Source organism: Bizionia myxarmorum (assembly GCF_008086205.1).
Classification (GTDB): domain Bacteria; phylum Bacteroidota; class Bacteroidia; order Flavobacteriales; family Flavobacteriaceae; genus Algorimicrobium; species Algorimicrobium myxarmorum.
Window position 1 is genome coordinate 1,764,462 of record NZ_VSKK01000001.1, and the last position, 22,939, is coordinate 1,787,400.

The 22,939-nt window shown below is 33.9% G+C and carries 20 protein-coding genes, 1 other RNA gene and 1 pseudogene; 10 read left to right on the top strand and 12 right to left on the bottom strand.

The genetic code is table 11. The annotated features are described in order from the left end of the window. The first annotated feature begins 105 nt into the window (after window positions 1–105). On the top strand, window positions 106–1,377 hold the full coding sequence (gene glyA, locus ES674_RS08065; protein WP_148403427.1) for a serine hydroxymethyltransferase: 1,272 nt from the start codon (window positions 106–108) through the stop codon (window positions 1,375–1,377). Window positions 1,378–1,478: 101 nt separating this feature from the next. Here the strand turns inward: glyA and ES674_RS08070 are convergent, their stop codons facing one another. From ES674_RS08070 to ES674_RS08095, 6 genes are all read right to left on the bottom strand, one after another. Continuing rightward, window positions 1,479–2,042, bottom strand: coding sequence for a hypothetical protein (locus tag ES674_RS08070; protein WP_148403428.1), 564 nt, complete (start codon window positions 2,040–2,042; stop codon window positions 1,479–1,481). 7 nt (window positions 2,043–2,049) lie between these two features. Beyond that, window positions 2,050–3,597 carry a hypothetical protein gene (locus tag ES674_RS08075; protein WP_148403429.1) on the bottom strand — a complete coding sequence of 516 codons (1,548 nt, stop codon included), beginning with the start codon at window positions 3,595–3,597 and terminating at the stop codon, window positions 2,050–2,052. Window positions 3,598–3,754: 157 nt separating this feature from the next. Next, window positions 3,755–4,138 (bottom strand): acyl-CoA thioesterase, encoded by a 384-nt coding sequence (locus tag ES674_RS08080; protein WP_148403430.1) that lies wholly within the window; start codon window positions 4,136–4,138, stop codon window positions 3,755–3,757. A 27-nt stretch (window positions 4,139–4,165) separates the two neighbouring features. Continuing rightward, the gene (locus ES674_RS08085; RefSeq protein WP_246125990.1) at window positions 4,166–4,975 is read right to left on the bottom strand and encodes a carboxypeptidase-like regulatory domain-containing protein; all 810 of its coding nucleotides are present in this window, start codon (window positions 4,973–4,975) and stop codon (window positions 4,166–4,168) included. 51 nt (window positions 4,976–5,026) lie between these two features. Further along, a complete protein-coding gene (locus ES674_RS08090) occupies window positions 5,027–5,806 on the bottom strand; it encodes a carboxypeptidase-like regulatory domain-containing protein (protein ID WP_148403431.1) in 780 nt (259 codons plus the stop codon). 73 nt (window positions 5,807–5,879) lie between these two features. Continuing rightward, on the bottom strand, window positions 5,880–6,914 hold the full coding sequence (locus ES674_RS08095) for a glutaminyl-peptide cyclotransferase (protein WP_148403432.1): 1,035 nt from the start codon (window positions 6,912–6,914) through the stop codon (window positions 5,880–5,882). Between the two features lie 88 nt (window positions 6,915–7,002). On the opposite strand from ES674_RS08095, the gene ffs reads away from it, so the two are divergent. The 3 genes from ffs (at window position 7,003) to fsa (ending at window position 8,793) form a co-directional block, all read left to right on the top strand. Continuing rightward, window positions 7,003–7,101: signal recognition particle sRNA small type (gene ffs, locus ES674_RS08100), an RNA gene on the top strand. Between the two features lie 149 nt (window positions 7,102–7,250). Further along, on the top strand, window positions 7,251–8,054 hold the full coding sequence (locus tag ES674_RS08105; RefSeq protein ID WP_148403433.1) for an SDR family oxidoreductase: 804 nt from the start codon (window positions 7,251–7,253) through the stop codon (window positions 8,052–8,054). Window positions 8,055–8,139: 85 nt separating this feature from the next. Further along, window positions 8,140–8,793 carry a fructose-6-phosphate aldolase gene (gene fsa / locus ES674_RS08110; protein ID WP_148403434.1) on the top strand — a complete coding sequence of 218 codons (654 nt, stop codon included), beginning with the start codon at window positions 8,140–8,142 and terminating at the stop codon, window positions 8,791–8,793. Window positions 8,794–8,869: 76 nt separating this feature from the next. Here fsa and ES674_RS08115 read toward each other — a convergent pair whose 3' ends face one another. Then, window positions 8,870–10,306 (bottom strand): TlpA family protein disulfide reductase, encoded by a 1,437-nt coding sequence (locus ES674_RS08115; protein WP_148403435.1) that lies wholly within the window; start codon window positions 10,304–10,306, stop codon window positions 8,870–8,872. 154 nt (window positions 10,307–10,460) lie between these two features. On the opposite strand from ES674_RS08115, the gene ES674_RS08120 reads away from it, so the two are divergent. Next, entirely contained in the window at window positions 10,461–12,086 is a 1,626-nt protein-coding gene (locus tag ES674_RS08120) for an ABC-F family ATP-binding cassette domain-containing protein (RefSeq protein ID WP_148403436.1), read from the top strand. A gap of 60 nt (window positions 12,087–12,146) precedes the next feature. Here ES674_RS08120 and ES674_RS08125 read toward each other — a convergent pair whose 3' ends face one another. Further along, window positions 12,147–12,383, bottom strand: coding sequence for a putative signal transducing protein (locus tag ES674_RS08125; protein WP_148403437.1), 237 nt, complete (start codon window positions 12,381–12,383; stop codon window positions 12,147–12,149). 202 nt (window positions 12,384–12,585) lie between these two features. On the opposite strand from ES674_RS08125, the gene ES674_RS08130 reads away from it, so the two are divergent. Next, window positions 12,586–12,777: a cold-shock protein gene (locus ES674_RS08130; RefSeq protein WP_148403438.1), complete on the top strand. Its 192-nt coding sequence runs from the start codon at window positions 12,586–12,588 to the stop codon at window positions 12,775–12,777. A 78-nt stretch (window positions 12,778–12,855) separates the two neighbouring features. Here ES674_RS08130 and pheT read toward each other — a convergent pair whose 3' ends face one another. From pheT to recG, 3 genes are all read right to left on the bottom strand, one after another. Next, window positions 12,856–15,282, bottom strand: a complete 2,427-nt coding sequence (pheT, locus tag ES674_RS08135) for a phenylalanine--tRNA ligase subunit beta (RefSeq protein WP_148403439.1) — start codon at window positions 15,280–15,282, stop codon at window positions 12,856–12,858. 97 nt (window positions 15,283–15,379) lie between these two features. Then, the gene (locus ES674_RS08140) at window positions 15,380–15,835 is read right to left on the bottom strand and encodes a tRNA (cytidine(34)-2'-O)-methyltransferase (RefSeq protein WP_148403440.1); all 456 of its coding nucleotides are present in this window, start codon (window positions 15,833–15,835) and stop codon (window positions 15,380–15,382) included. Between the two features lie 46 nt (window positions 15,836–15,881). Further along, window positions 15,882–18,020 (bottom strand): ATP-dependent DNA helicase RecG, encoded by a 2,139-nt coding sequence (gene recG, locus ES674_RS08145; protein WP_148403441.1) that lies wholly within the window; start codon window positions 18,018–18,020, stop codon window positions 15,882–15,884. Window positions 18,021–18,101: 81 nt separating this feature from the next. On the opposite strand from recG, the gene ES674_RS08150 reads away from it, so the two are divergent. The 3 genes and pseudogenes from ES674_RS08150 to ES674_RS15585 all read left to right on the top strand — a co-directional run. After that, complete coding sequence (locus ES674_RS08150) at window positions 18,102–20,105, top strand: M1 family metallopeptidase (protein WP_148403442.1); 2,004 nt, start codon at window positions 18,102–18,104, stop codon at window positions 20,103–20,105. A gap of 2 nt (window positions 20,106–20,107) precedes the next feature. Then, entirely contained in the window at window positions 20,108–21,028 is a 921-nt protein-coding gene (locus ES674_RS08155) for a patatin-like phospholipase family protein (protein WP_148403443.1), read from the top strand. A 24-nt stretch (window positions 21,029–21,052) separates the two neighbouring features. Then, window positions 21,053–21,343: pseudogene (locus ES674_RS15585) on the top strand (patatin-like phospholipase family protein); the annotation flags it as partial. Between the two features lie 16 nt (window positions 21,344–21,359). On the opposite strand, the gene ES674_RS08165 reads toward ES674_RS15585, so the two are convergent. Continuing rightward, complete coding sequence (locus ES674_RS08165) at window positions 21,360–21,878, bottom strand: DUF7935 family protein (RefSeq protein ID WP_148403444.1); 519 nt, start codon at window positions 21,876–21,878, stop codon at window positions 21,360–21,362. Window positions 21,879–22,134: 256 nt separating this feature from the next. On the opposite strand from ES674_RS08165, the gene ES674_RS08170 reads away from it, so the two are divergent. Beyond that, entirely contained in the window at window positions 22,135–22,935 is an 801-nt protein-coding gene (locus tag ES674_RS08170; protein WP_148403445.1) for a prolipoprotein diacylglyceryl transferase, read from the top strand. Window positions 22,936–22,939 lie beyond the last annotated feature (4 nt).

Consider the following 22,939-nt stretch of genomic DNA (forward strand, 5'->3'; position numbering starts at 1 on the left):
TAACCTTTTATAATAATTAAGAAGGCATAGTAAATATATGTTTTTTGATGTATTAAACTAATGTATTTCTTATTTTTGCAATCTATTCAACAATAACTAAAATTTATGCAACGCGACGAACAGATTTTTGAATTGATAGAAGCCGAAAAACAAAGACAGCTTCATGGTATTGAATTAATTGCATCAGAAAATTTTGTTAGTGACCAAGTTATGGAAGCTGCAGGTTCTGTTTTAACCAACAAATACGCTGAAGGTTATCCTGGTAAACGCTATTATGGCGGATGTGAAGTAGTAGATGAAGTGGAGCAATTAGCCATTGATAGAGCAAAAACCTTATTTGGTGCTGCTTATGTAAACGTACAACCTCACTCGGGAAGTCAAGCAAATACAGCTGTTTTTTCAGTTTGTTTAAAACCTGGTGATACTATTTTAGGTTTCGATTTATCACATGGTGGGCATTTAACCCATGGATCGCCTGTTAACTTTTCTGGGAAATTATACAATCCTGTTTTTTATGGTGTAAAGAAAGAAACGGGTTTAATAGATTATGATCATGTAGCTGAAGTTGCGGAACGCGAAAAACCTAAAATGATTATTTGTGGTGCTTCTGCATATTCTCGTGATATGGATTTTAAACGATTCCGTGAAATTGCTGATAGTGTTGGCGCTTTATTATTAGGCGATATTTCACATCCAGCTGGTTTAATTGCTAAAGGTATTTTAAATGATCCTTTACCACATTGTCATATTATTACTACAACTACGCATAAAACATTACGTGGTCCTCGTGGCGGTATGATTATGATGGGTGAGGATTTTAATAATCCTTTTGGTTTAACCTTGAAAAATGGCAATTTACGTAAAATGTCATCTTTATTAGATTCAGGTGTTTTTCCAGGAAACCAAGGAGGACCTTTGGAACATATTATTGCGGCTAAAGCTATTGCTTTTGGTGAAGCTTTAACGGACGACTTTATGCATTATATGCTACAAGTGAAGAAAAATGCAGCCGCTATGGCGAAAGCATTTGTTGCAAGAGATTACCATATTATTTCTGGTGGAACTGATAACCACATGATGTTAATTGATTTGCGTAATAAAAATATTACAGGAAAAGATGCTGAACAAGCATTGGTGAAAGCTGATATCACTGTAAACAAAAACATGGTTCCTTTTGATGATAAGAGCCCATTTGTAACTTCTGGAATCCGAATTGGAACACCAGCTATTACAACACGTGGCCTGAAAGAGAAGGATATGGAAGCTATTGTAGCTTTAGTTGATGAAGTTATTATGAACTGGGAAGATGATGCGAAACTCGAGGCCATTAGCGACAAAGTAAATGCTATGATGAGTCATTTACCGTTGTTTGTGTAAGACAGATAAAATTGTATAACACAAAAAAATCCTGCTTAATTCAAGCAGGATTTTTTTTTTGATATTATGTTGTCATTCAGAACGAAGTGAAGAATCTGGTATCAATTAGTTTTTGATTCTTCATCAAACTCTTTATAAGCTTTTTGCATTAAATCGTATGATTGCTCTTTCTTAAGTTCTTCAGTAAAATACATAACTATAGCATCTCGCAATTTGTGTCCTTTAGCTAAACAATCTTTGTTTTCCGAATCTATAACCATAATAGAAGAGAATAGTATGCGGTCACCTTCATGACCATCAGTTATAACCGTAAATTTTTCTGAAGTATTTTTTAAGAGTTGGATATTTTCCCAAACGAAAGCTTGATGTTTTTCGCTATAAAATGGTCTGCGCTTTTTCCATACTCCGAAATTATTAACCATGACTTTACTTGTCTCAACAGTAGTAGCAGTATAATGAAATTGTAATTCGCTTACAGCCAAACCCTCTTTATCATGAATGATTTTTGCGCTTTCAAATCCATTTATATAGAGAGATGAGTTAGCTTTTTTTGTTGTTACTCCTTTTTGAAAACCGTTAATGGGAAGTGTTTCAGTTAAAGTACTATCAGTTGTTTTACAACCTATAAGCATCAAACATAATAAGGCATAAATAATTTTTTTCATATAAACTTTAAAATTCCGCATGCTGATAAGCACCAGCATCTGGAGCAGACGTTCTGTTTACGTTTAAAATATCATTTGGTACTGAATTTGAAAAAGGATTTGCACCAATATTAATAGCTCCAGAATTTTCTCCAATTATTAATTCATTTTTATTCGTGTTTTTGAAATCAGGATTATTGTTAAAGCGCGTGTTTTCATAAAGCAAGCTATTACTAAAATCATAATTAGCGCCTGAAAAATTATTATTTTGATCTTGAAAACGCACTAAAGAATTCGTGAATTTAAAATTGAAGATATTTCCAGGATCTGCTACTTCATCCAAAATAAATTCAGGATTATCATTTCCATAAATAATACAGTTATTGAAATTAGCTTCTGTTAAATCGAATAATAAGATCGAATTTTCTGTTTCACGGAAATTATTTAAAAGTAGGGCAGGGAATTGGCGGAAACCATTATTCCAGTAGTTAGCAATGGTGCAATGTGTGAAATTATATTTCCCACCTTCGGTTCCGGCAAAAGAGGATTGTCCGGAATTATTTATCACGACGTTTTCTGCCGATATAGAGGTGTTTCTTCCTAAAACTCCAAAGTTACTACTGTTGTAAATTTGCGAATTAGTAATGGTTAATTTAGCATTCGTTTCATCGGCATTGCTATCACTTATAATGCCTACACCTGCATTTTTAATGGTGGCATAATTAATGGAATTATTAATACTTCCTTGAAATAACCAAATAGTTCCCCATTGACCAGGCACATTGCTAAATCCAGGTTCTAAACGATCGCCTTCAAAAATTACTTCATTTTCTAAAAGTTCTTGGTCTGTACTAAACGCGCCATTTACTTGAAGTGAAGCGCCTTCAGAAACTAATAAACCGGAATTGGCATGAAAATGAACGCGTGCGCCAGCATCTATCGTTAAAGTTTCGCCATTTGGAACAGCGGCATAACCATAAATAACATACGGTTTTTGATTCGTGAAATTTAATTCTGTCGCTTCTAAATAACGACCTTGGATTTCGGTTTCCAAAATTTCTCCGCCAATATTTAAGGTTAAAGTTTCGACAATTCCGGTTGATTGATTTTTATTAGGATATATAAAAACAGCATCTTTCACCAGCGTTACTAAATCCACGTTTTGCATGTTCGATCCCGTATCAAATACAATTTTATCGGTGTATAAAAATTCACCTGAATTAGGTAAATTGGTAATGTCAATCGTTGTTTCAATAAAAATAAACATGCTGTCTTTGGCAAGAATTTCTACGTTTTCAAAGGAATTCCCTGACATGCCATCTACATTTAAACGGTATTCAGAATTGATTCCTAAAGCTAATTTAATAGTTGGAATACTGATATCATCATTGCTGCGATTGTAGACTTTTAAATTATAAGTGCTAGAGCCGATGTTGGTGAAAACCGTGTCCAAATAAACCGTGTCTTTTGAAAATTCAAGATTTCCAGAACTCGGTGCAAATTCTAAATCTTTACGACAAGAACTCCAAAGCATTAAAAAGCCAAGGCAAAAAAGAAAGTAAATAATACGTTTCATGTGTTGATTTATAGTGTTTTTTAAATGTCACATGCTATTTGCTAATATTCACTCCATTGAGTGAGAAAAAATTGAGCATGCGCGTTTCATAAAATGATATCAGTTTGCCCAAAAATATAACTTTTGAATTGATGATTTCGTATGAAAGCCATAAAAATTAGAGAAATATGTTTTTTATGTCATCGGTGATTCTGGTTGGTCTCATGCGGCTACCATCCATATAAACCCATTTAGTTTCCGATTTTGCTAGAAGTGTGTCACCATTTAGTATTTCAACAACACGCGTACATGTAACGCCTTCCGAGTGTGGAACGTATGTTTTTAGTGTAATAGTGTCACCCAAAAAGGCGGGTTTTTTATAGGTAATATGATGGGATAACATAATCCACAAAAAATTATCAGTAATTTCTTTAGGCGCTTTTGTAAACCAATGTAATTTAGCTACATCTTCCACCCATTGCACATAACGCACATTATTAACATGGTTTAGGTCATCTATATCGTCTTGACCGACTTGAATTGTAGTTTGAAATGTTCGCATATTCAAAAGTACTGCAAAAAAAATAAGTTACTTTGCTTTTTTGAAAGGATGTGATATTTTGTAAAAAAACGACCCCATTTTACTGCGTTCTAATTCACCATTTCTAATTTTCTCTCGTTTTTCCTGTCGTGCATTTTTGCGTTTTGCTTTTCGTTTTATGCGTTCACAATCAGCTTCTACATCATAAGAAGGGAATCCGGCAACAATTAGGTTACCACAATCCCATTCTCCAAGCGTAAATTCCAAATTAATTATTTTTTGACCTTGAATTATAATTTCTTGTGTATCATATCCTGGAAAGGAGAATATAAGTGTTTGGTCTTTTTTAGCTTCTATTTTATAATAGCCATCAAAATCTGCTATTGTGCTTATGGATGTTCCTTTAATTAAGATTTTTGTTCCGGGTAGCGGTAATTTATTTTCGTCCAAAACGGTTCCGGAAATCGCGGATTTAGGTAAAATGCGTTTAGCTATTTTTCCTTTAGAACTGAAATTTTTAATAGAATCTGTTTGAACCGTTTCTGGTTTTGTTTGCGCTAAACTTTTATAACTGCTAAAAGTTAGAACAGAGAAAAATCCAGATGCCAAAAGTGTTCTGAAACTGTTTTTGTCTTTTCTGCTGTAAACTAATTCTTTATTGAGTTGACTAGTTCTAAATCGGCCGCAAACCTGGCCATTATCCATATAAGTTTTAACGATTTGTTCGTCCGTTTTAGTCGTGAAATCCTGAACGGTTTTACTGCAGGATTGACAAAATCGTCCTTTTTCATTTGGCGACATCTCATTCCAATTTTCATGGCAGGGTTTTAGAATGTTTAGAGTTAGTACTTTTCTCATGATTCAAAAATATTTAAAATTGCTAATTCTAGTTTCGCTTTATCCACACTTTTAATTCTTGCGTTTATAAAAGTCAAAGTAATTTTTCCTCTTAAGTTTTTTGATACGTGATTTTTCTAATTCGGCATCCGTTGGTGAGTAAGTCGATTTTGCAGGGCTTAAAGGTGATTTTGAATATGAAGCGCCATAGGAAGTAATAACCATGCCACCCAAAACGTCACTATCTATATCTAAACTGAATTTATAAGATTGATTTAGAGCAACAGTTACTTCTTTCGTTTCGTACCCAATAAAACTAATAGTAATTATATCACCTACTTTCGCTTCTATTTCAAAATTCCCATAAAAATCTGTTTGTGTTCCTATAGTTTTATTTTTGATAACCACATTTGCTCCTGGAAGCGGTAGGTTGGTTTCATCTAGAATAGTTCCAGAAATCTTATTGGAATGTAAAATGGACACGGCTGGTTTACCCAAAACACTTGGTGCTTTTATAGAATCCGTTTGAACGGTTTCTGGTTTTGTTTGTGCTAAACTTCTATAGCTGCTAAAAGTGAGCATTGAAAAAAATCCTGATGCGAGAATAGTTCTAAAACTATTTTTACTTTTTCTGCTGTAAACTAATTCTTTATTAAGTTGATTGGTTTTAAATCGGCCGCAAACTTGTCCATGATCCATGATAGTTTTAACGATTTGCTCGTTGGTTTTAGTCGTGAAGTCGTGAACGATTTTATCGCATGCCTTGCAGAAACGCCCTTTTTCATTAGGCGACATATTATTCCAGTTTTCGTGGCATGGCTCTGGAATGGTTATGGTTAGTGCTTTTCTCATAGTTCAAATAACTACAAGAAAACACTAATTTAAAAAGGGAATTGCGTAAACGTGTCAATTCAGCTTGTGAAATCTACTTTTCAGTTATTTCAACCTCAAATAATTTATCCCAATATTTACCAGTCACAAAAAATGTTTTGGTTTCTTTATTGTAAGCGATACCGTTTAATACATCTAATTTTGGATGTTTGGTAACCATATTATGTAAGGGTGTAAAATCTATTACACCTTCAACAGCACCATTTACAGGATTTATTATAGCCACACCATTTTTATTCCAACGGTTGGCATATATTTTTCCATCAACCCATTCCAATTCATTCAATTCAACTACTTTTCCTTTATTGTGATATGCTTGGATATAGCTTTCTTCCGTTAGGGTTTCTGGGTTAAGTGTCCAGATTTTTTCGGTGCCATCACTCTTATATAATTTGGTTCCATCATTGCAAATTCCCCAACCTTCTAAACTTTCACCATATTTAAAACTTCCGATTTTTTCAAACGTATTCACATCATAAACAAACCCAGTTCCTTTTTTCCATGTTAATTGATAAATTTTATCATTAAGAATAGAAATGCCTTCGCCGAAATATTCATCGGATAAATTGATGTTTTTTAAAATTTCACCCGTTTTATAATCTACTTTTCGAAGTTTAGATCCACCGTATTGGCCGGTTCCTTCATACAATTCACCATTATGAAATTCTAATCCTTGCGTATAGGAAGTTTGATCATGCGGATATTCATTGACAATTGTATAAGTGTAAATTTTAGGCGTTTGATTATTTAAAATAGTGATATTTTTAGAAATGCTTGCAGATTCTCCATTCAATTTAAAAGAGGCTAATACTTCATGAATGCCCAGTTTCATATTTTGAATGGTTTCAGATGCATTAATACTTTTTCCATCTAAAGTATATGATACAGATCCTATTTCGTGGTTCTTTGGATTTAAAAGGGATAGTTTTAGCGCATCACCCAGTGTAAAAGCATCATTTAAACCGTTCGTTTTGATAGAAATATCCTTTTTTGCTTCATTTACATTGGTGCCACAAGAGGATAAAGTAAGGCATAAAATTATGATAGTAAGAGACTTATAAAGCTTCATGATTTGTTATTTATTTGCGGCAAGATATTTATTAAAATTCAGTTTAAAAAATCATTGCAAAGATTTTAAAAGATTGTATCTTTGCCGCGGGCAAGTCCTACACAACCAGCTCCTGTTGAATCCTCCAGGGCGGGAACGCAGCAAAGGTAAATGGTCGTAGCGGTGTGATGTAGGTAGCTTGCCTTTTTTTTGTGCCTTTACTTTTCCTTTCAACATTTGAAAGGATTTATATAATTAAGATTTGTAGACCGTTGGTTTGCAAATCTTTTTCTTTTTATACTCTTTTTCCTTATTTCATTGTTATTTTTACGGCATGTAAATACACATGAAAAAATTATGTCTAAAGTTGTTTTAGTAACAGGAGGTTCATCTGGAATCGGTAAGTCTGTTGGTCAGTATTTAACCCAGCAGGGTTTTACTGTATATGGTACCAGCAGATCACCTGAAAAATATACCGCCAGCGAATTTCCTATTGTAGGAATGGATGTTACCAAACCAAAATCTATTTTGGAAGCTGTAAATACCGTTATTGAAAAAGCGGGTAGGTTAGATGTGTTAATAAATAACGCCGGTGTTGGCATAACAGGTCCGATTGAAGAAATTCCCGAGGCCGAAATTAAAAATAATTTTGAAACGAATTTTTTTGGACCAATCAATGTCATGAAAACTGTTTTACCGCAAATGCGCAAGCAGCGTTCTGGTTTAATTATTAATGTGACGTCTATTGCTGGCTATATGGGTTTGCCGTATCGCGGTATTTATTCGGCAAGTAAAGGTGCTTTGGAATTGGTAACCGAAGCATTCCGAATGGAGGTGAAAGGTTTTAATATTCAAATGACTAATGTGGCGCCAGGTGATTTTGCCACCAATATTGCTTCTGGGCGTTATCATGCACCTGTTTTGGAGAAATCGCCTTATAAAGGATCTTACGGTCAAACATTACGATTAATGGATACTCATGTAGCTTCAGGTAAGGATCCTTTGGAAATGGCTAAAGCAATTCATAAAATAATAAAATCGCCCAATCCTAAAGTTCATTATAAAGTAGGGGAGTTTATGCAGAAATTCTCCATTGTTTTAAAGCGTATTTTGCCAGATAAAGTTTATGAAAAGCTACTAATGAATCATTATAAATTGTAATTTTACAATTGAAAAATTAAGAGATAAACACAACTATATTTATTAATAATTTCTGCTTTTGCAGAACCGATACAAACGCATACTTATGAAATTTTTTATTGATACAGCTAATTTAGATCAGATTCGCGAAGCACAAGATTTAGGTGTTTTGGATGGTGTAACAACTAATCCATCTTTAATGGCTAAAGAAGGCATTACTGGTCATGATAATATTATGAAGCATTATGTAGATATTTGCAATATTGTAGATGGTGATGTAAGTGCTGAAGTTATTGCAACAGATTATGAAGGGATGGTTCGTGAAGGTGAAGCTTTGGCAGAATTACACGAACAAATTGTTGTTAAGTTACCCATGATTAAAGACGGAATTAAAGCCTGTAAATATTTTTCGGACAAAGGCGTTAAAACCAATGTAACGTTAGTGTTTTCAGCGGGTCAAGCTTTATTAGCCGCAAAAGCTGGTGCTACTTATGTGTCGCCATTTATTGGTCGTTTGGATGATATTTCAACAGATGGTTTAAACCTAATTTCTGAAATTCGTCATATTTACGATAATTACGCTTTTGAAACTGAAATTTTAGCTGCTTCTGTGCGTCACACGATGCATATTATTGATTGTGCTAAATTAGGAGCTGATGTTATGACGGGTCCGTTAAGTGCTATTGAAGGTTTGCTTAAACATCCTTTAACGGATATTGGATTAGCACAGTTTTTAGAAGATTTCAAAAAGGGAAATTAGCCTGAAGAATATATAAATAGAAAAAGCCTTAACAAATTTAGCGTTAAGGCTTTTTTTTATGATGTTTTTTCTAGGACTATTGATTCAGCAGACCTAAAAGTTCTTCCTCAAACATTATAGAAAACATATTGGTGTGTGCATTCACAATCATACCTTTTTTATCCACAATCATTACTTTATTAATAGGTGCAATAGCTAATTTATGTTTCGCTATTTCAGGGCTTTTAAACATAAACTCGTTGTCTTTGGAGTAATTGAATTGTGCAATAAGCTTCTTCCAATTGGCTTGGTTGTTACTCGTAGCATTAATAGCAATAAAATTAACTTCAGGATATTTAACTTTTAATTCTTCAGCTTTTCTGTGGCTATCATTATGAGAGCGGTATACAGAAGACCAGAAATAAATCACCGTTGGCTTATTAATAAGCGTGTTTAAATCTAATTCATTATTACGGTAATCCACAAGCGTTACTTCAGGAAGTCCTTCTCCGGTTTTTAAACCTTTTAAAGAGCCTACCATATTGTTTAAATATTGATAGTTTTTAGTGTTAGTGTTTTTAGAAGCAAAGGATTTTAAAACGGTATCATATTCTTCCGGATTTTTACTATTGCTAATAAATTCAACAGCCGTTTGTGCTAATAGTGAATTTTTAATAGAATCATTCGTCATTAAACTATCTATCAAATTCAGTTTAATTAAATTGTAACTTAAAGATTTAATATTGAAAACGCTGTCATTAGATTTCTTAAAATGTTCGGCTAAAGCAATGTTTTCAAAATGGTGTTTCAAAAAGGAATAATACGGGAAGTAGTCCATTAACTCACAATAATTGTAATCTATTTCCTTTCTATAATCATAGAAATCTTTAGGGAGTTTATTAAAGTTTGAGCGCTCATTATTGGCATAGTTAACAAAAGGATAAACCTCTTTGCTTAAATAATAATCGTAATTAATATTGCCTTTTACTAAACTATTAAAAGTTTCAGAAGAGGGGTATTTACTATTAAACTGTCTTAATTTGGTGAGTTTATAGTTTCTAATGGAATCTAATTTGCGTTCAAATTCCATAGGAGGAGACTGGCTAAAACCTAAAATGGTTTTATCTTCCGTTTCGCCATCCAAAAACATATTTATTAAATAGTTGTTTTTTTTAGCGCCACGACCAGTATAAACTAAAGACTCATCAAACTCTAAAGTATTTAATCGAAAAAGTAAACTATCATGAGGTTCTAATAAAACCATTTGAAATTCTAAACCTTCAGAAGCCCATAACCGGAAGGTATACAATCCTTTTTCAACATTTTCAATTTTGTATAGAAAACGATTATTTTCATCCAAACGAATCGTGTCTAATACATTTTCAGCTCTAGAAAGAATAACAAAATTGTTTTTCGGGTTTACAACCTCGCCACCAAAATATGCAGAACCTTCCTCTACTTGAGCATCTTTTTGACAGGATACTAAAACAAACGCGGCAGTCATTAAGGTGAAAACAAGTTTTAGTTCCTTCATAGATGTATTGTCAAGTAAATGTGGGTCTTAAAAGACAAATGTAAAAGTTGTACCTCTGACATCTTGTTAACACGTTGTTAAATATTAATATAGTTGGTTTTGTTTCGTCTTATGGCTTGTTTTTAGTACTTTTGCAAAAATTAAAAAGTAATAAATGTTATCAGTTTCAAATTTATCAGTTCAATTTGGCAAGCGTGTCCTTTTTGATGAAGTAAGTACCACTTTTAATAATGGTAACTGCTACGGAATTATTGGTGCTAACGGCTCTGGAAAGTCAACTTTTTTAAAAATAATCTCTGGAAAACAGGATCCTACATCAGGTCATGTGCATTTAGAGTCTGGAAAAAGGATGTCGGTTTTAGAACAAAACCACAACTTACATGACGAGAATACGGTTTTAGAAACGGTTATCATCGGAAATAAACCGTTATTTAAATTAAAAAGTCAAATTGATGCACTTTACGCTGATTATACGGATGAGAACGCCGAAAAAATTGGTGAGCTTCAAGTTCTTTTTGAAGAAATGAATGGTTGGAATGCCGATAGTGATGCAGCAGCTATGTTATCAAACTTGGGCATTTCGGAAGAACACCATTATACTTTGATGAAAGATTTAGATGGAAAACAGAAGGTTCGCGTGCTTTTAGCGCAAGCTTTATTTGGAAACCCAGATTTACTAATAATGGATGAGCCTACCAACGACTTGGATTATGAAACCATTTCTTGGTTAGAACATTTTTTAGCTAATTATGAAAATTGCGTCATTGTGGTATCTCACGATAGACACTTTTTAGACGCTGTTTGTACACATATTTCCGATATTGATTTCGGAAAAATTAATCATTTCTCTGGAAACTACACGTTTTGGTATGAGTCATCTCAATTAGCTGCTAGACAGCATGCGCAGCAAAACAAAAAAGCGGAAGAGAAAAAGAAAGAATTAGAAGAGTTTATTCGTCGTTTTTCTGCCAACGTAGCTAAAAGTAAACAAGCTACTAGTAGAAAGAAAATGATTGACAAGTTAAATATTGGCGAGATTAGACGCACGAGTCGTCGTTATCCTGCTATTATTTTTGATCGTGAGCGTGAAGCGGGTGATCAGATTTTAAATGTACAAGGACTTTCAGCTTCTCTTGATGGTGACGTATTATTTAGTAACATCGATTTAAATTTAAATAAAGGTGATAAAGTGGTCTTGTATTCTAAAGATTCTAGAGCAACGACAGCCTTTTATCAAATTTTAAATGATAAAGAAAAAGCGGATTCCGGAAAATTTGATTGGGGAATTACAACTATTCAGTCCTATTTACCTTTGGATAACAGTGAGTTTTTCGAAAACGACTTATCGTTGGTAGATTGGTTACGCCAATGGGCTAAAACGGAGGAAGAGCGCGAAGAGGTTAACATTCGTGGATTCCTTGGTAAAATGATTTTTAGTGGCGAAGAAGCTTTGAAAAAATCCAATGTGCTATCTGGAGGTGAAAAAGTACGTTGTATGTTAAGCCGCATGATGATGACGCGTGCTAACGTACTGCAATTAGATGAACCTACAAACCACTTGGATTTAGAGAGTATTACGGCATTTAATAATTCACTTAAGAATTTTAAAGGAACTATTTTATTCACAACCCATGATCATGAGTTTGCGGAAACAGTTGCCAACAGAGTGGTAGAGTTAACACCAAATGGCGTTATAGACCGTTACACAACGTTTGACGAATATATGCAAGATCCAAAAATTAAGGAAATGCGCGAAAAAATGTATTCCATTACAGCATAAAATAAAAAATCTCTAGCGAAGGCTGGAGATTTTTTTTTGAGGTTATTTTGAAAAAGGTAATTAGTCTGCTTCGATTTCAGAGGTAACACTATTTACTACTGGGATGGCTTTAGATAGTTCTTCCTCATTTACATAAATATCTTGAAAACCAGCAATTGTTGCTCCAAAGCCCGCTAAACGGCCAGACTCACTTTCATCTTTTACAATGGCTGAAATACCCAAAGCATCTAACCGCTCTACAATGAGTTGTGCAATTATAAAACTACCGCTGTATATCTTTTTATATTCTGAATCCATAATGTATTGCTTTTGATTTTATACCATTAAATGTACGAAAAAATCATTCTTAAGATTAGTTATATAATCCTAAAATAGATATAAAAAAACATCTGCTTTCCCTGCAATAATCTGCTAGTAAAACAAATAAAGCGCTAAAAAGTGCGGAACCTCATTTTATATAATTATATTTGAGTATTATTAAAATTTTTAAACTATTACAATGAGTAAAGGAACAGTAAAATTCTTCAACGATTCTAAAGGATTCGGTTTTATCGTAGAAGATGACACAAACAAGGAACATTTCGTTCACATTTCTGGCTTAATCGACGAAATTCGCGAAGGCGATGCAGTAGAATTCGATTTAGAAGAAGGTAGAAAAGGAGTGAATGCAGTAAACGTTAAAGTATTATAATATATTTTTAACTTATTGACAGAAAAAAAGCCTCGAATACTATTCGAGGCTTTTTTATGCTTTTATTTCTCTATCAAATTAGCGTAATTCCGCACCTAGTTGTTTTTCAAAACTAGCTTGAAACTTGCTCATAATTTTATCAATTTGTCCGTCTGTAAGCGTTTTGTTTTCATCTTGAAATGTAAAGCTAACAGCATAACTCTTCTTGCCTTCAGGTAAATTAGCACCTTGATACACATCAAATAAACTAACGTTTTTTAATAAGTGCTTTTCGGCTTGTTTAGCTAAAGTATGAATACTTTCAAAAGTGACATTGTTATCAATTAACAAGGCAAAATCCCGACGAATTTCTGGATATTTAGAAATAGCGCTATAAGAAATCTTATTATATTTAGCTGTTTCAATAACGCCATCCCAATAGAAATCGGCGAATAAAACAGGTTGTGAAATTCCAAAATACTTTAAAATGGATTTTTTAACCAAACCAAATTCTACCAACTTGGTTTTGCCAAAAGAAAACATGGCACCTTCACTAAATACATCTGACTGAATTGGTGACGCGCTTAAACGGCTAATACCTAATCGGGCGAAAATAGTTTCAATGGTTCCTTTTAAATAGTAAAAGTCACTTGGTTTATTTTCAGTATTCCAGCGGTTTTGATGACGATCACCCGTAATGAAAAGCGATAAGTGCTTAAACTCCTCACGGTTTTTAGGAAAACTATGATAAGTTTTTCCAAATTCGAAAAGTTTTAAATCTTCACGACGTCTATTTACGTTATGACGAACAGTTTCCAATCCAGAAAACAACATAGACTGTCTTAAAACACTTAAATCTGTACTTAAAGGATTCAGCATTTCAACATTTTGTTCCGGATTTAAATCGGTGTTTAACTTAACGTAATCAGGATTGGTTAGTGAGTTGGTTAACGTTTCATAAAAACCTTGAGAAACTAACTGATTACTGATAATATTTTGCAGTTTGTAATCTTCAAATTTCGATGTATTCGAAATAGAAGCGTTTAGCTTTTCAGTTGTTTTAATATTGTTATAACCGTAAACACGTAAAATTTCTTCAATAATATCAGCTTCGCGCTGCACATCATTACGATAGGCAGGAACCGTTAGGCCTAAACCCGTTTCTGTAACATTGTTGATTTTAATATCTAACGAGGTTAAAATACTTTTAATAGTGTCTTTAGGGATTTCCTGACCAATTAAATTTCTCGCCTTGTCAAAACTTAAACGCACTTGGAAATCTTCAAACTTATTTGGGTAAAAATCGAATATTTCACTTGTAATTAACCCGCCAGCAATTTCTGTAATAAGAAGTGCTGCGCGTTTTAAAGCATATTCGGTAATATTAGGATCTATTCCACGTTCAAAACGGAATGATGCATCCGTGTTTAAACCGTGACGTTTAGCTGTTTTTCTAACACTAATAGGGTTGAAGAACGCACTTTCTAAAAAAATACTTGTTGTGTTTTCTGAAACACCAGAATCAATTCCGCCAAAAACACCAGCAATACACATGGGTTTTTCAGCATTACAAATCATTAAATCTTCTTCGTGTAATTCGCGTTCAACACCGTCTAAAGTGGTGAATTTGGTGCCTTTTGGTAAAGTCTTGACTTCAATTTTATTTCCAATAATTTTGCTCGTATCAAAGGCGTGCAACGGTTGACCCAATTCGTGAAGCACGTAATTAGTAGCATCCACCACATTATTGATAGGCGATAAGCCAATAGCTTTTAAACGGTTTTGTAACCAAGCTGGTGAATCGGTAACTTTAATATTTGAAATGGTTAATCCGCAATATCGTGGCGCCAAATTTTTATCTAAAACATCTATGTCAATTCGTAACGAGCGATTATCAACAGAAAACGCGCTAACTGATGGCGTAATAAGTTCGGTGTTTATGTCTTTGTGTGTGAAACCGGCACGTAAATCGCGTGCTACACCAAAATGACTCATAGCATCGGCACGGTTTGGTGTTAGGCCAATTTCAAAAACTTGATCGTTTTCAATGTTGAATAAGTCGGCAACTAATGAGCCTACCACTGCATTTGACTTTAAAATCATGATGCCGTCATGCGATTTCCCTAAACCTAATTCATCCTCGGCACAGATCATTCCATGACTTTCTTCGCCACGAATCTTACCTTTTTTAATAGTCCAAGCTTCGCCTTCTTCCGTAAACAACGTAGTTCCAATAGTGGCAACAGGTACTTTTTGTCCAGCAGCAACGTTTGGCGCACCACAAACAATTTGTAAAGGTGTATCCGTTCCAATATTAACCGTTGTCACTTTAAGTCGGTCGGCATTTGGGTGTTGCTCGCAGGTTAAAACTTCGCCAACAACAATACCTTCCAATCCACCTTTTACAGACTGATAAGCGGTTAAACCTTCTACTTCTAGTCCTAAATCGGTTAAAAGCTCACTAATTTGTTCTGGATTCCAATCCGTTTTTATGAATTGTTTAAGCCAGTTGTAAGAAATCTTCATGAATCATGGGTTAATTAAGTTTGCAAAGATAAAATATTGAAACTAGCATTCAAACAATGGATGTAAAAATGTGTTTTTTAGAATTGTCAGTTTGAAACTACTTGGAAATTTGCCTAATTCCTTCGTAAACAACGACACTTACAGCATTAGCTAAATTTAAGCTTCTAACATGATTGCTGTAAATAGGAATTTTAAAGAGTTTATTTTGGTCTTTTTCTATGAGTGATTTTGGTAATCCTACCGATTCTTTGCCAAATACTAAAAACAGATCATCTTCAAAAGGGATATCCCAATGATTTTCCGTTCCATGACTGGAAAGAAATACCATTTTTGAATCTTTGTTTTTATTTAAAAATTCATCTAAATTTTCGTAATAATGCACATTTAAGTGTTGCCAATAATCCAATCCCGCACGTTTTAAACGCGCGTCGCTTATTTCAAAGCCAAAAGGTTTCACCAAATGAAGATTTGAGCCAGAAGCTAGAGCTAGTCTGCCAATATTTCCAGTGTTATTAGGTATTTCGGGTTCAATAAGTACAATGTTAAGTGGCATAGTTGTTTTTTATGAAGGCAATTGTTTAATAATTTATAGATGATCATTAAGAAATATAATTCCAAATATTTCTATACTTGCTCATTTGCTTATAGGTGAATAAAATAGCGTTATGGCTGGGTTTAGACAAGGTTGGATCGGTTTCTAAAATCTGTTTGGCGCAAGCTCTAGCCGTTTTTAAAATATCACCATCTTTTATAATATCGGCTATTCTTAAATTCAAAATGCCGCTTTGTTGTTTTCCCATTAAGTCTCCAGGTCCGCGGAGCTTTAAATCAACTTCAGCAATATCAAAGCCATCATTAGTGTGCGTCATCGTTTCCAAGCGGGTTTTACTATCGCTACTTAATTTATGGCTCGTCATAAGAATACAATAACTTTGTTCGGCACCACGACCAACACGACCGCGCAATTGGTGTAACTGTGAAAGTCCGAAACGCTCTGCACTTTCAATAATCATTACCGAGGCATTTGGAACATTTACACCCACTTCAATAACGGTTGTGGCCACCATAATTTGTGTTTCCCCTTTTATGAAGCGCTGCATTTCAAAATCTTTATCAACCGCTTTCATTTGACCATGAACAATGGAAATCTGATATTTTGGTTGTGGAAAGTCGCGAGAAATACTTTCATAACCGTCCATTAAATCCTTGTAATCCATTTTTTCGCTTTCTTGGATAAGCGGATAAACAACATAAATTTGTCGGCCTTTTTCTATTTCATCACGGATAAAACGGAAAACATCCAGGCGGTTTTTATCGTATCGATGTACCGTTTTTATGGCTTGTCTTCCTGGTGGTAATTCATCAATAACCGAGATGTCTAAATCCCCGTAAACGGACATGGCTAAAGTGCGTGGAATAGGGGTGGCCGTCATGACCAAAATGTGTGGTGGAATCGTGTTTTTACCTTGGGTATTTTGCTCCGATTGCGATGGTCCTTTATGCCATAATTTACTTCGTTGTTCTACACCAAATCTATGTTGCTCATCGATGATGGCAAGGCCTAAATTTTTGAATTTAACTTTGTCTTCTAGGATGGCATGTGTACCAACTAGAATCTGTAATTCACCATTTTCTAGCGTTTCATGAATTTCGCGTCTACTTGAAGTTTTACTTGATCCTGTAAGAAGTTTTATACTGATATTTAGTTTATTACACCATTCCAATAATCCGTTATAGTGTTGTACTGACAAAATTTCAGTCGGTGCTACTAAACAAGCTTGAAAACCATTGTCAAGTGCCATTAACATAGACATGAAGGCTACAATAGTCTTCCCAGACCCCACATCACCTTGTAAAAGCCGATTCATTTGTGCTTTACTACCTAAATCTTGACGAATTTCTTTCAACACACGTTTTTGTGCGTTGGTTAATTCAAAGGGTAAATGGTCTGTATAAAAGCTATTAAAATAGTTGCCAACTTTATCAAAAGGAAGTCCTTTTATTTTGGATTTATGGATGAGGTTTTTTAGAATTAATTGCAGTTGAATATAGAATAATTCTTCAAACTTTAATCGGTATTGTGAACGTGCTAAAAGCTCTTGATTTTTTGGAAAATGGATGTTGAAAAGTGCATCACTTTTGGAGATTAATTTCTGACTTTCTAAAAGTTCTGGAGATAAAGTTTCTACAAATCGTCCGCTGGTTTCCACAAACAATTGTTGCATTATTTTGTTCACCACCCGATTGGTGATCCCTCTATTATTTAATTTTTCTGTAGACGGATAAATAGGTTGCATGGCGGAGCGCAAACTTCCTTGATGTTCCTCTAAAAGTTCCAAATCAGGATGTGGCATGCTGAACTTCCCATTAAACCAATTGGTTTTTCCGAAAATTACATAAGGTGTTTGAAGTTTTAAACTTTCACGAATCCATTTTTGTCCGCGAAACCAAACCAGTTCCATGCTGCCGGTTTCATCTTGAAAGGTTGCCACCAAACGTTTTCCACGCGCTTGTGCTATTTCTTCAAACTTAATAATTTTTCCAATAACTTGAATGTCCGCATCATTGCGTTGAAGTTCGTTTATTTTAAAATATTTGGTGCGATCTAAATAGCGATTCGGAAATAAATTAATTAAATCCTGATAGGTATGAATACCGAGTTCCTTCCGAAGTAATTCAGCGCGATTAGGACCAACGCCTTTTAAATAATCGATGGGAGTTTGTAAATTGGAAGTCATAAAAGCGAATTTAAGTCATTTCAGTCAATTCATAAAATACAATTTTTGTATTTTGGAGCAGTCTTTGTTTAAAAGCATTCTATGAAATATTTTTTTAATGTATTTGTTTTCTTTTTTGTCTGTTTAGCCTCTGCTCAACAGACAGATTATGTGGATTTTAAGCAGTTGAAAGCTCATGTTAATCCTGAAGCCTCAACCAAAAGTATTTCGGGAATTGTCAATTTTAAATTTAATATTTTAAAACCAACCGATACTATTTTTTTAGATGCTCAAAACATGAAGGTTTCTAACGTTCTTTTGAACGGAAAAGAGGTGAAATTTAAAAATGATGGAAAAAGATTGATAATTCAATCAAAATTTATTGCTTCCACAACTTATGATGTTTCATTTCAATATTCAGCAACGCCTAAAAAAGCCATATATTTTGTAGGTTGGGATAATGACGCTCCTAATCAAGTTTGGAGTCAAGGACAAGGCAAATACACCAGTAATTGGCTACCGAGTTTGGATGATATGAATGATAAAATTGAATTTGATTTATCCATAGAATTCGATGCTAATTACCAAGTTATAGCTAATGGCAAATTGGTTGATAAGCAGACTGAAAACGATAAAACCACTTGGTATTATAACATGAATGCACCTATGGCTAGCTATTTAGTGGGTTTAGCTATTGGAAAATATGATAAAAAAACGGAAGTTTCTAAGAGCGGCATTCCTTTAGAAATGTATTATTACCCTGAAGATTCTCTAAAAGTGGAACCGACTTATCGCTACACCAAACAAATGTTCGATTTTTTAGAAACCGAAATTGGTGTGGCCTATCCTTGGCAAAATTACAAACAAGTTCCCGTTCACGACTTTTTATATTCTGGTATGGAAAACACTGGCATTACCATCTTCGCAGACACCTTTGTGAGTGATTCTACAGCATTTAGCGATAGAAATTATGTAAACGTGAATGCGCATGAGTTGGCGCATCAGTGGTTTGGGAATTTAGTTACAGAAACATCGGGCACCCACCATTGGTTGCAAGAAGGATTTGCCACTTATTACGCGTTGTTGGCTGAAAAAGACGTGTTTGGTAAGAACTATTACTATTGGCAATTATTTGAATATGCTCAAGAATTATTAGACCAAGACATCCGAAATGAAGGTACCTCTTTGTTAAACCCAAAGTCTAGTAGTGCCACATTTTACAAAAAAGGAGCTTGGGTTTTACATGTTTTAAGAGAAGAAATTGGTGATGCTGCTTTTAAAACTGCTGTAAAAAACTATTTAGAAACCCACGAATATAAAAATGTAGAAACCCTAGATTTTATGCGCGAGGCTGAAAAAGCGAGTGGTAAAAACCTTGGAGAATTCGTTGCTTTATGGTTGAATTCTGAAACATTTCCCTACAATATAGCCATGGTTAGTTTGGAGAAATCACAGTTTATTCAAGAATATTTAATGGTGGATTGTAGAGCTAAAAATGCCAAATGTGATTATTATTTAACCGCAACTTTATCTGTGGAAGCAAAATCTAAAATTATTTCACAAGTTCCTGAAAGAGTTAATGTCGGGAATTTTGATGAAGGTTTAAAAGTACGTCAGGCCATTGCTAAAAATGGCGCTAAAATTCCAATAGCGCTCAAAACAAATTATGAATCGCTATTAAATGATGCATCTTATGCAACCATTGAGGCTGCGCTTTATAATTTATGGGTGAATTTTCCAGAAAATCGTTCAGATTATTTAAATAAAACAAAAGACATTGAAGGTTTTAATGACAAAAATGTGCGTCTTTTATGGTTGGTTTTAGCGCTTACAACCCCGGATTACAATAATGGCGATAAACAACTATACTTTAATGAATTAGTCTCATATACTTCAAGTAACTATAGTTTTGAAGTTCGGCAAGGCGCTTTTTCTTATATAGAAGCTTTGGATGCATTTACAGAAGTTTCCATTGAAAATTTAATGGATGCGACATATCATCATAACTGGCGTTTTAAGTCCTTTGCCAAAAAATTGCTAGAAGTTTTATCCAATGCTGAAAAATACGAAGGTATAATTCATCGTTTAACTTTAAAAAATCAATAAATATGCGTGCTTTAATAATATCAGGAGGAGGAAGTAAAGGTGCTTTTGCAGGTGGTGTGGCGCAGTATTTACTGGAAGAAAAGAAGCACGAATACGATTTGTTTATCGGTACATCCACTGGGAGTTTATTGGTTTCTCATTTGGGTTTAGGCAATGTGCAGAAAATAAAACAGGTTTACACCAATGTTAATCAAGATGCTATTTTTAACAGACGTCCTTTCACAATAAATAAGAAAAATGGAATTGAAACTATTGGTATCAATCACTTTAATGTGCTTCGAAATTTATTAAGAGGTAGTAAAACCTTCGGTGAAAGTTATAATCTAAAAAAATTAATTAAAAGCACCTTTTCCGAAGTTGAATTTGAAACTTTAAAGGCAACGCATCGGGATATTGTGGTAACGGTTTCTAATTTGTCTTTAAATCAAGTGGAATATAAGTCCATTAAGGATTTTGATTATGATGAATACTGCGAATGGGTTTGGATTTCTTGTAATTACACACCTTTTATGTCTTTGGTTAAAAAGAATGGTTGCGAGTATGCAGATGGTGGTTTAGGGTCTATGGTGCCCGTTGAAGAAGCTATAAGACGCGGAGCAACAACTATTGATGCCATTATATTGCAAACTGAAATCACGCAGTTAAACAGAATGCCTTCTCTGAATGCTTTCTCATTACTAACCAATATGTTTGCTTTTATGTTGGATCGGATAGAAAGTCAGAATATTAGGATTGGGAAATTTGTTGCTACCAACCAAAACGCCATCATTAACTTCTATTACACACCAACTGTTTTAACCACCAACGCTTTAGTTTTTGATAAAGAAAAAATGACGAAGTGGTGGCAAAGTGGTTTTGATTTTGCTAAATATAAAGATGAAGAAACAAGTCCGTTGGAGATAGAAAAACCTATTGAGCCATGAGAGCATTAGTTATTTCGGGTGGTTGAAGTAAATTTTATTATTTTGGAAGCAGAAAATATAGAACACCAGAAAGTATTAGGTAAAAACCCGTTTTCACTGATGATTAGTCTCTTCGGACATTTACTAAATCAAGTATAACGCAATGATATTATTATAGGTAAACTAGCAGCAAAAAACAGAGGTGTTAAGCTAAATCTATATTATACACCTTCTAGTTTAACTGAAGACTCCTTTATCTTCAGTAAACGACTAATGACCAAATGGTGGCAACAAGGCTATGACTATGCTGAAAAAAGACATCAAAAAGATATTTAGGAATAAGGAAATTTTCTTACCACATTTCACCAACTTCTTGTTTAATAAATGATAATGCAGCATCACTAGGCGCGCGTTTTTCCATCATTTCCGTCAAAATAACTTCACGTAATTTATTAGCGGTATCAGTTTTTTCTAAAAAACTCGCTTTTCTAATTAGCTGAATAGTCGCGTTTTTTGCGGCCGTTATAATATTCCAGCATTCATCTGTTAAATAAATCTGTTGTGATAAATTATGTTCAAATTCCTGTTCAATGCTTTGAATAAGAAGTAACTCATAATCTTCTTTATTAGATGTATGTGGTGTTACACGAATTAATAATTTCGAAGGTGTAATGCGCTCTAAAAAAAGGGCCATCCGTTCATAGGCCTGAAGGCGTAACGGTAGCGTATTGGCTTGCATATCTTTATGGAGTAAAAATCTACGACGTCCATCTTCATTTTTAGTATGTTCTTTAAAAAAGTAAAAAGCAACTAAACCAGTTATAACGGCTGGAATGGTATACATTAATAGGTTTATCAATTGTTGTTCCATGGGTGTATTTTATAGAAATACAAACATAAGATGTTTTTTAGTTTGTCACAAATTATCATTTCGTAGAATGAAACTATGGTTTAATAGTATGAAATCTTTAGTTGCTTAAACAGCATATTGTAGCTATTGCATTACAAACTACTTTGGTTTCGCTATTAGTCAGAATATTTAAAAAATCGTCAGGATAATTATATCATATTATGGTTGGCGATTTTTTTCTTTTTTTTCTAAAAGCAGAAAAGAATAAAACAGACACATGTTCCCCAAATTATTTGATTTTTCATTACCTGATTTTTTCTCAAACCTTTTTGGAATTGAGCAAGTTACCATTTTCACCTATGCCGTTTTAATTGCTTTAGGATCGTTGTTTGCTGGACTTTATACCAAATGGAGGGCTAAAAAAGAATTGGGTATAAAAAACCTTCCGAGTACATTTTTCTACATGATTTTTATAGCTGGTTTTGTAGGTGGAAAATTATTTTTCTATTTACAAGATCCATTATTATATATTCAAAAACCAAGCTTGCTTTTAGATAATTTTTCTGGAGGCTTTGTTTTTTATGGTTCTTTCATTGTCATTATCCCATACATTATTTGGTATTTAAAAAAGCATGACATTTCAGTTTTGCCTATGCTAGATATTTTTGCCATTACAACCACCATTGTTCACGCTATAGGTCGTTTGGGCTGCTTTTCAGCTGGTTGTTGTTATGGTTCGCCAACAGAAAGTGACTTTGGAATAATATTTCCAACAACTAATAACATAGTAGTTCATCCCACGCAATTATATGAAAGTACGATGTTAATTGGTATAATGATCATTTTGTTAATAATCAAAAAGCATCAACAATTTAAAGGGCAATTATTCCTAATTTATTTAATCCTTTATGCATTTGGAAGAGGCATTTTAGAACTTTTCAGAGGGGACGAACGCGGCTTTATAATCAATGATATTTTATCGCATTCCCAATTTATAGGCTTATGTCTAATATTAGTGGCCACCTATTTCTATTATAGATTTTTTAATCAAAGTAATTTACAAATAACTAAAACTTAACACC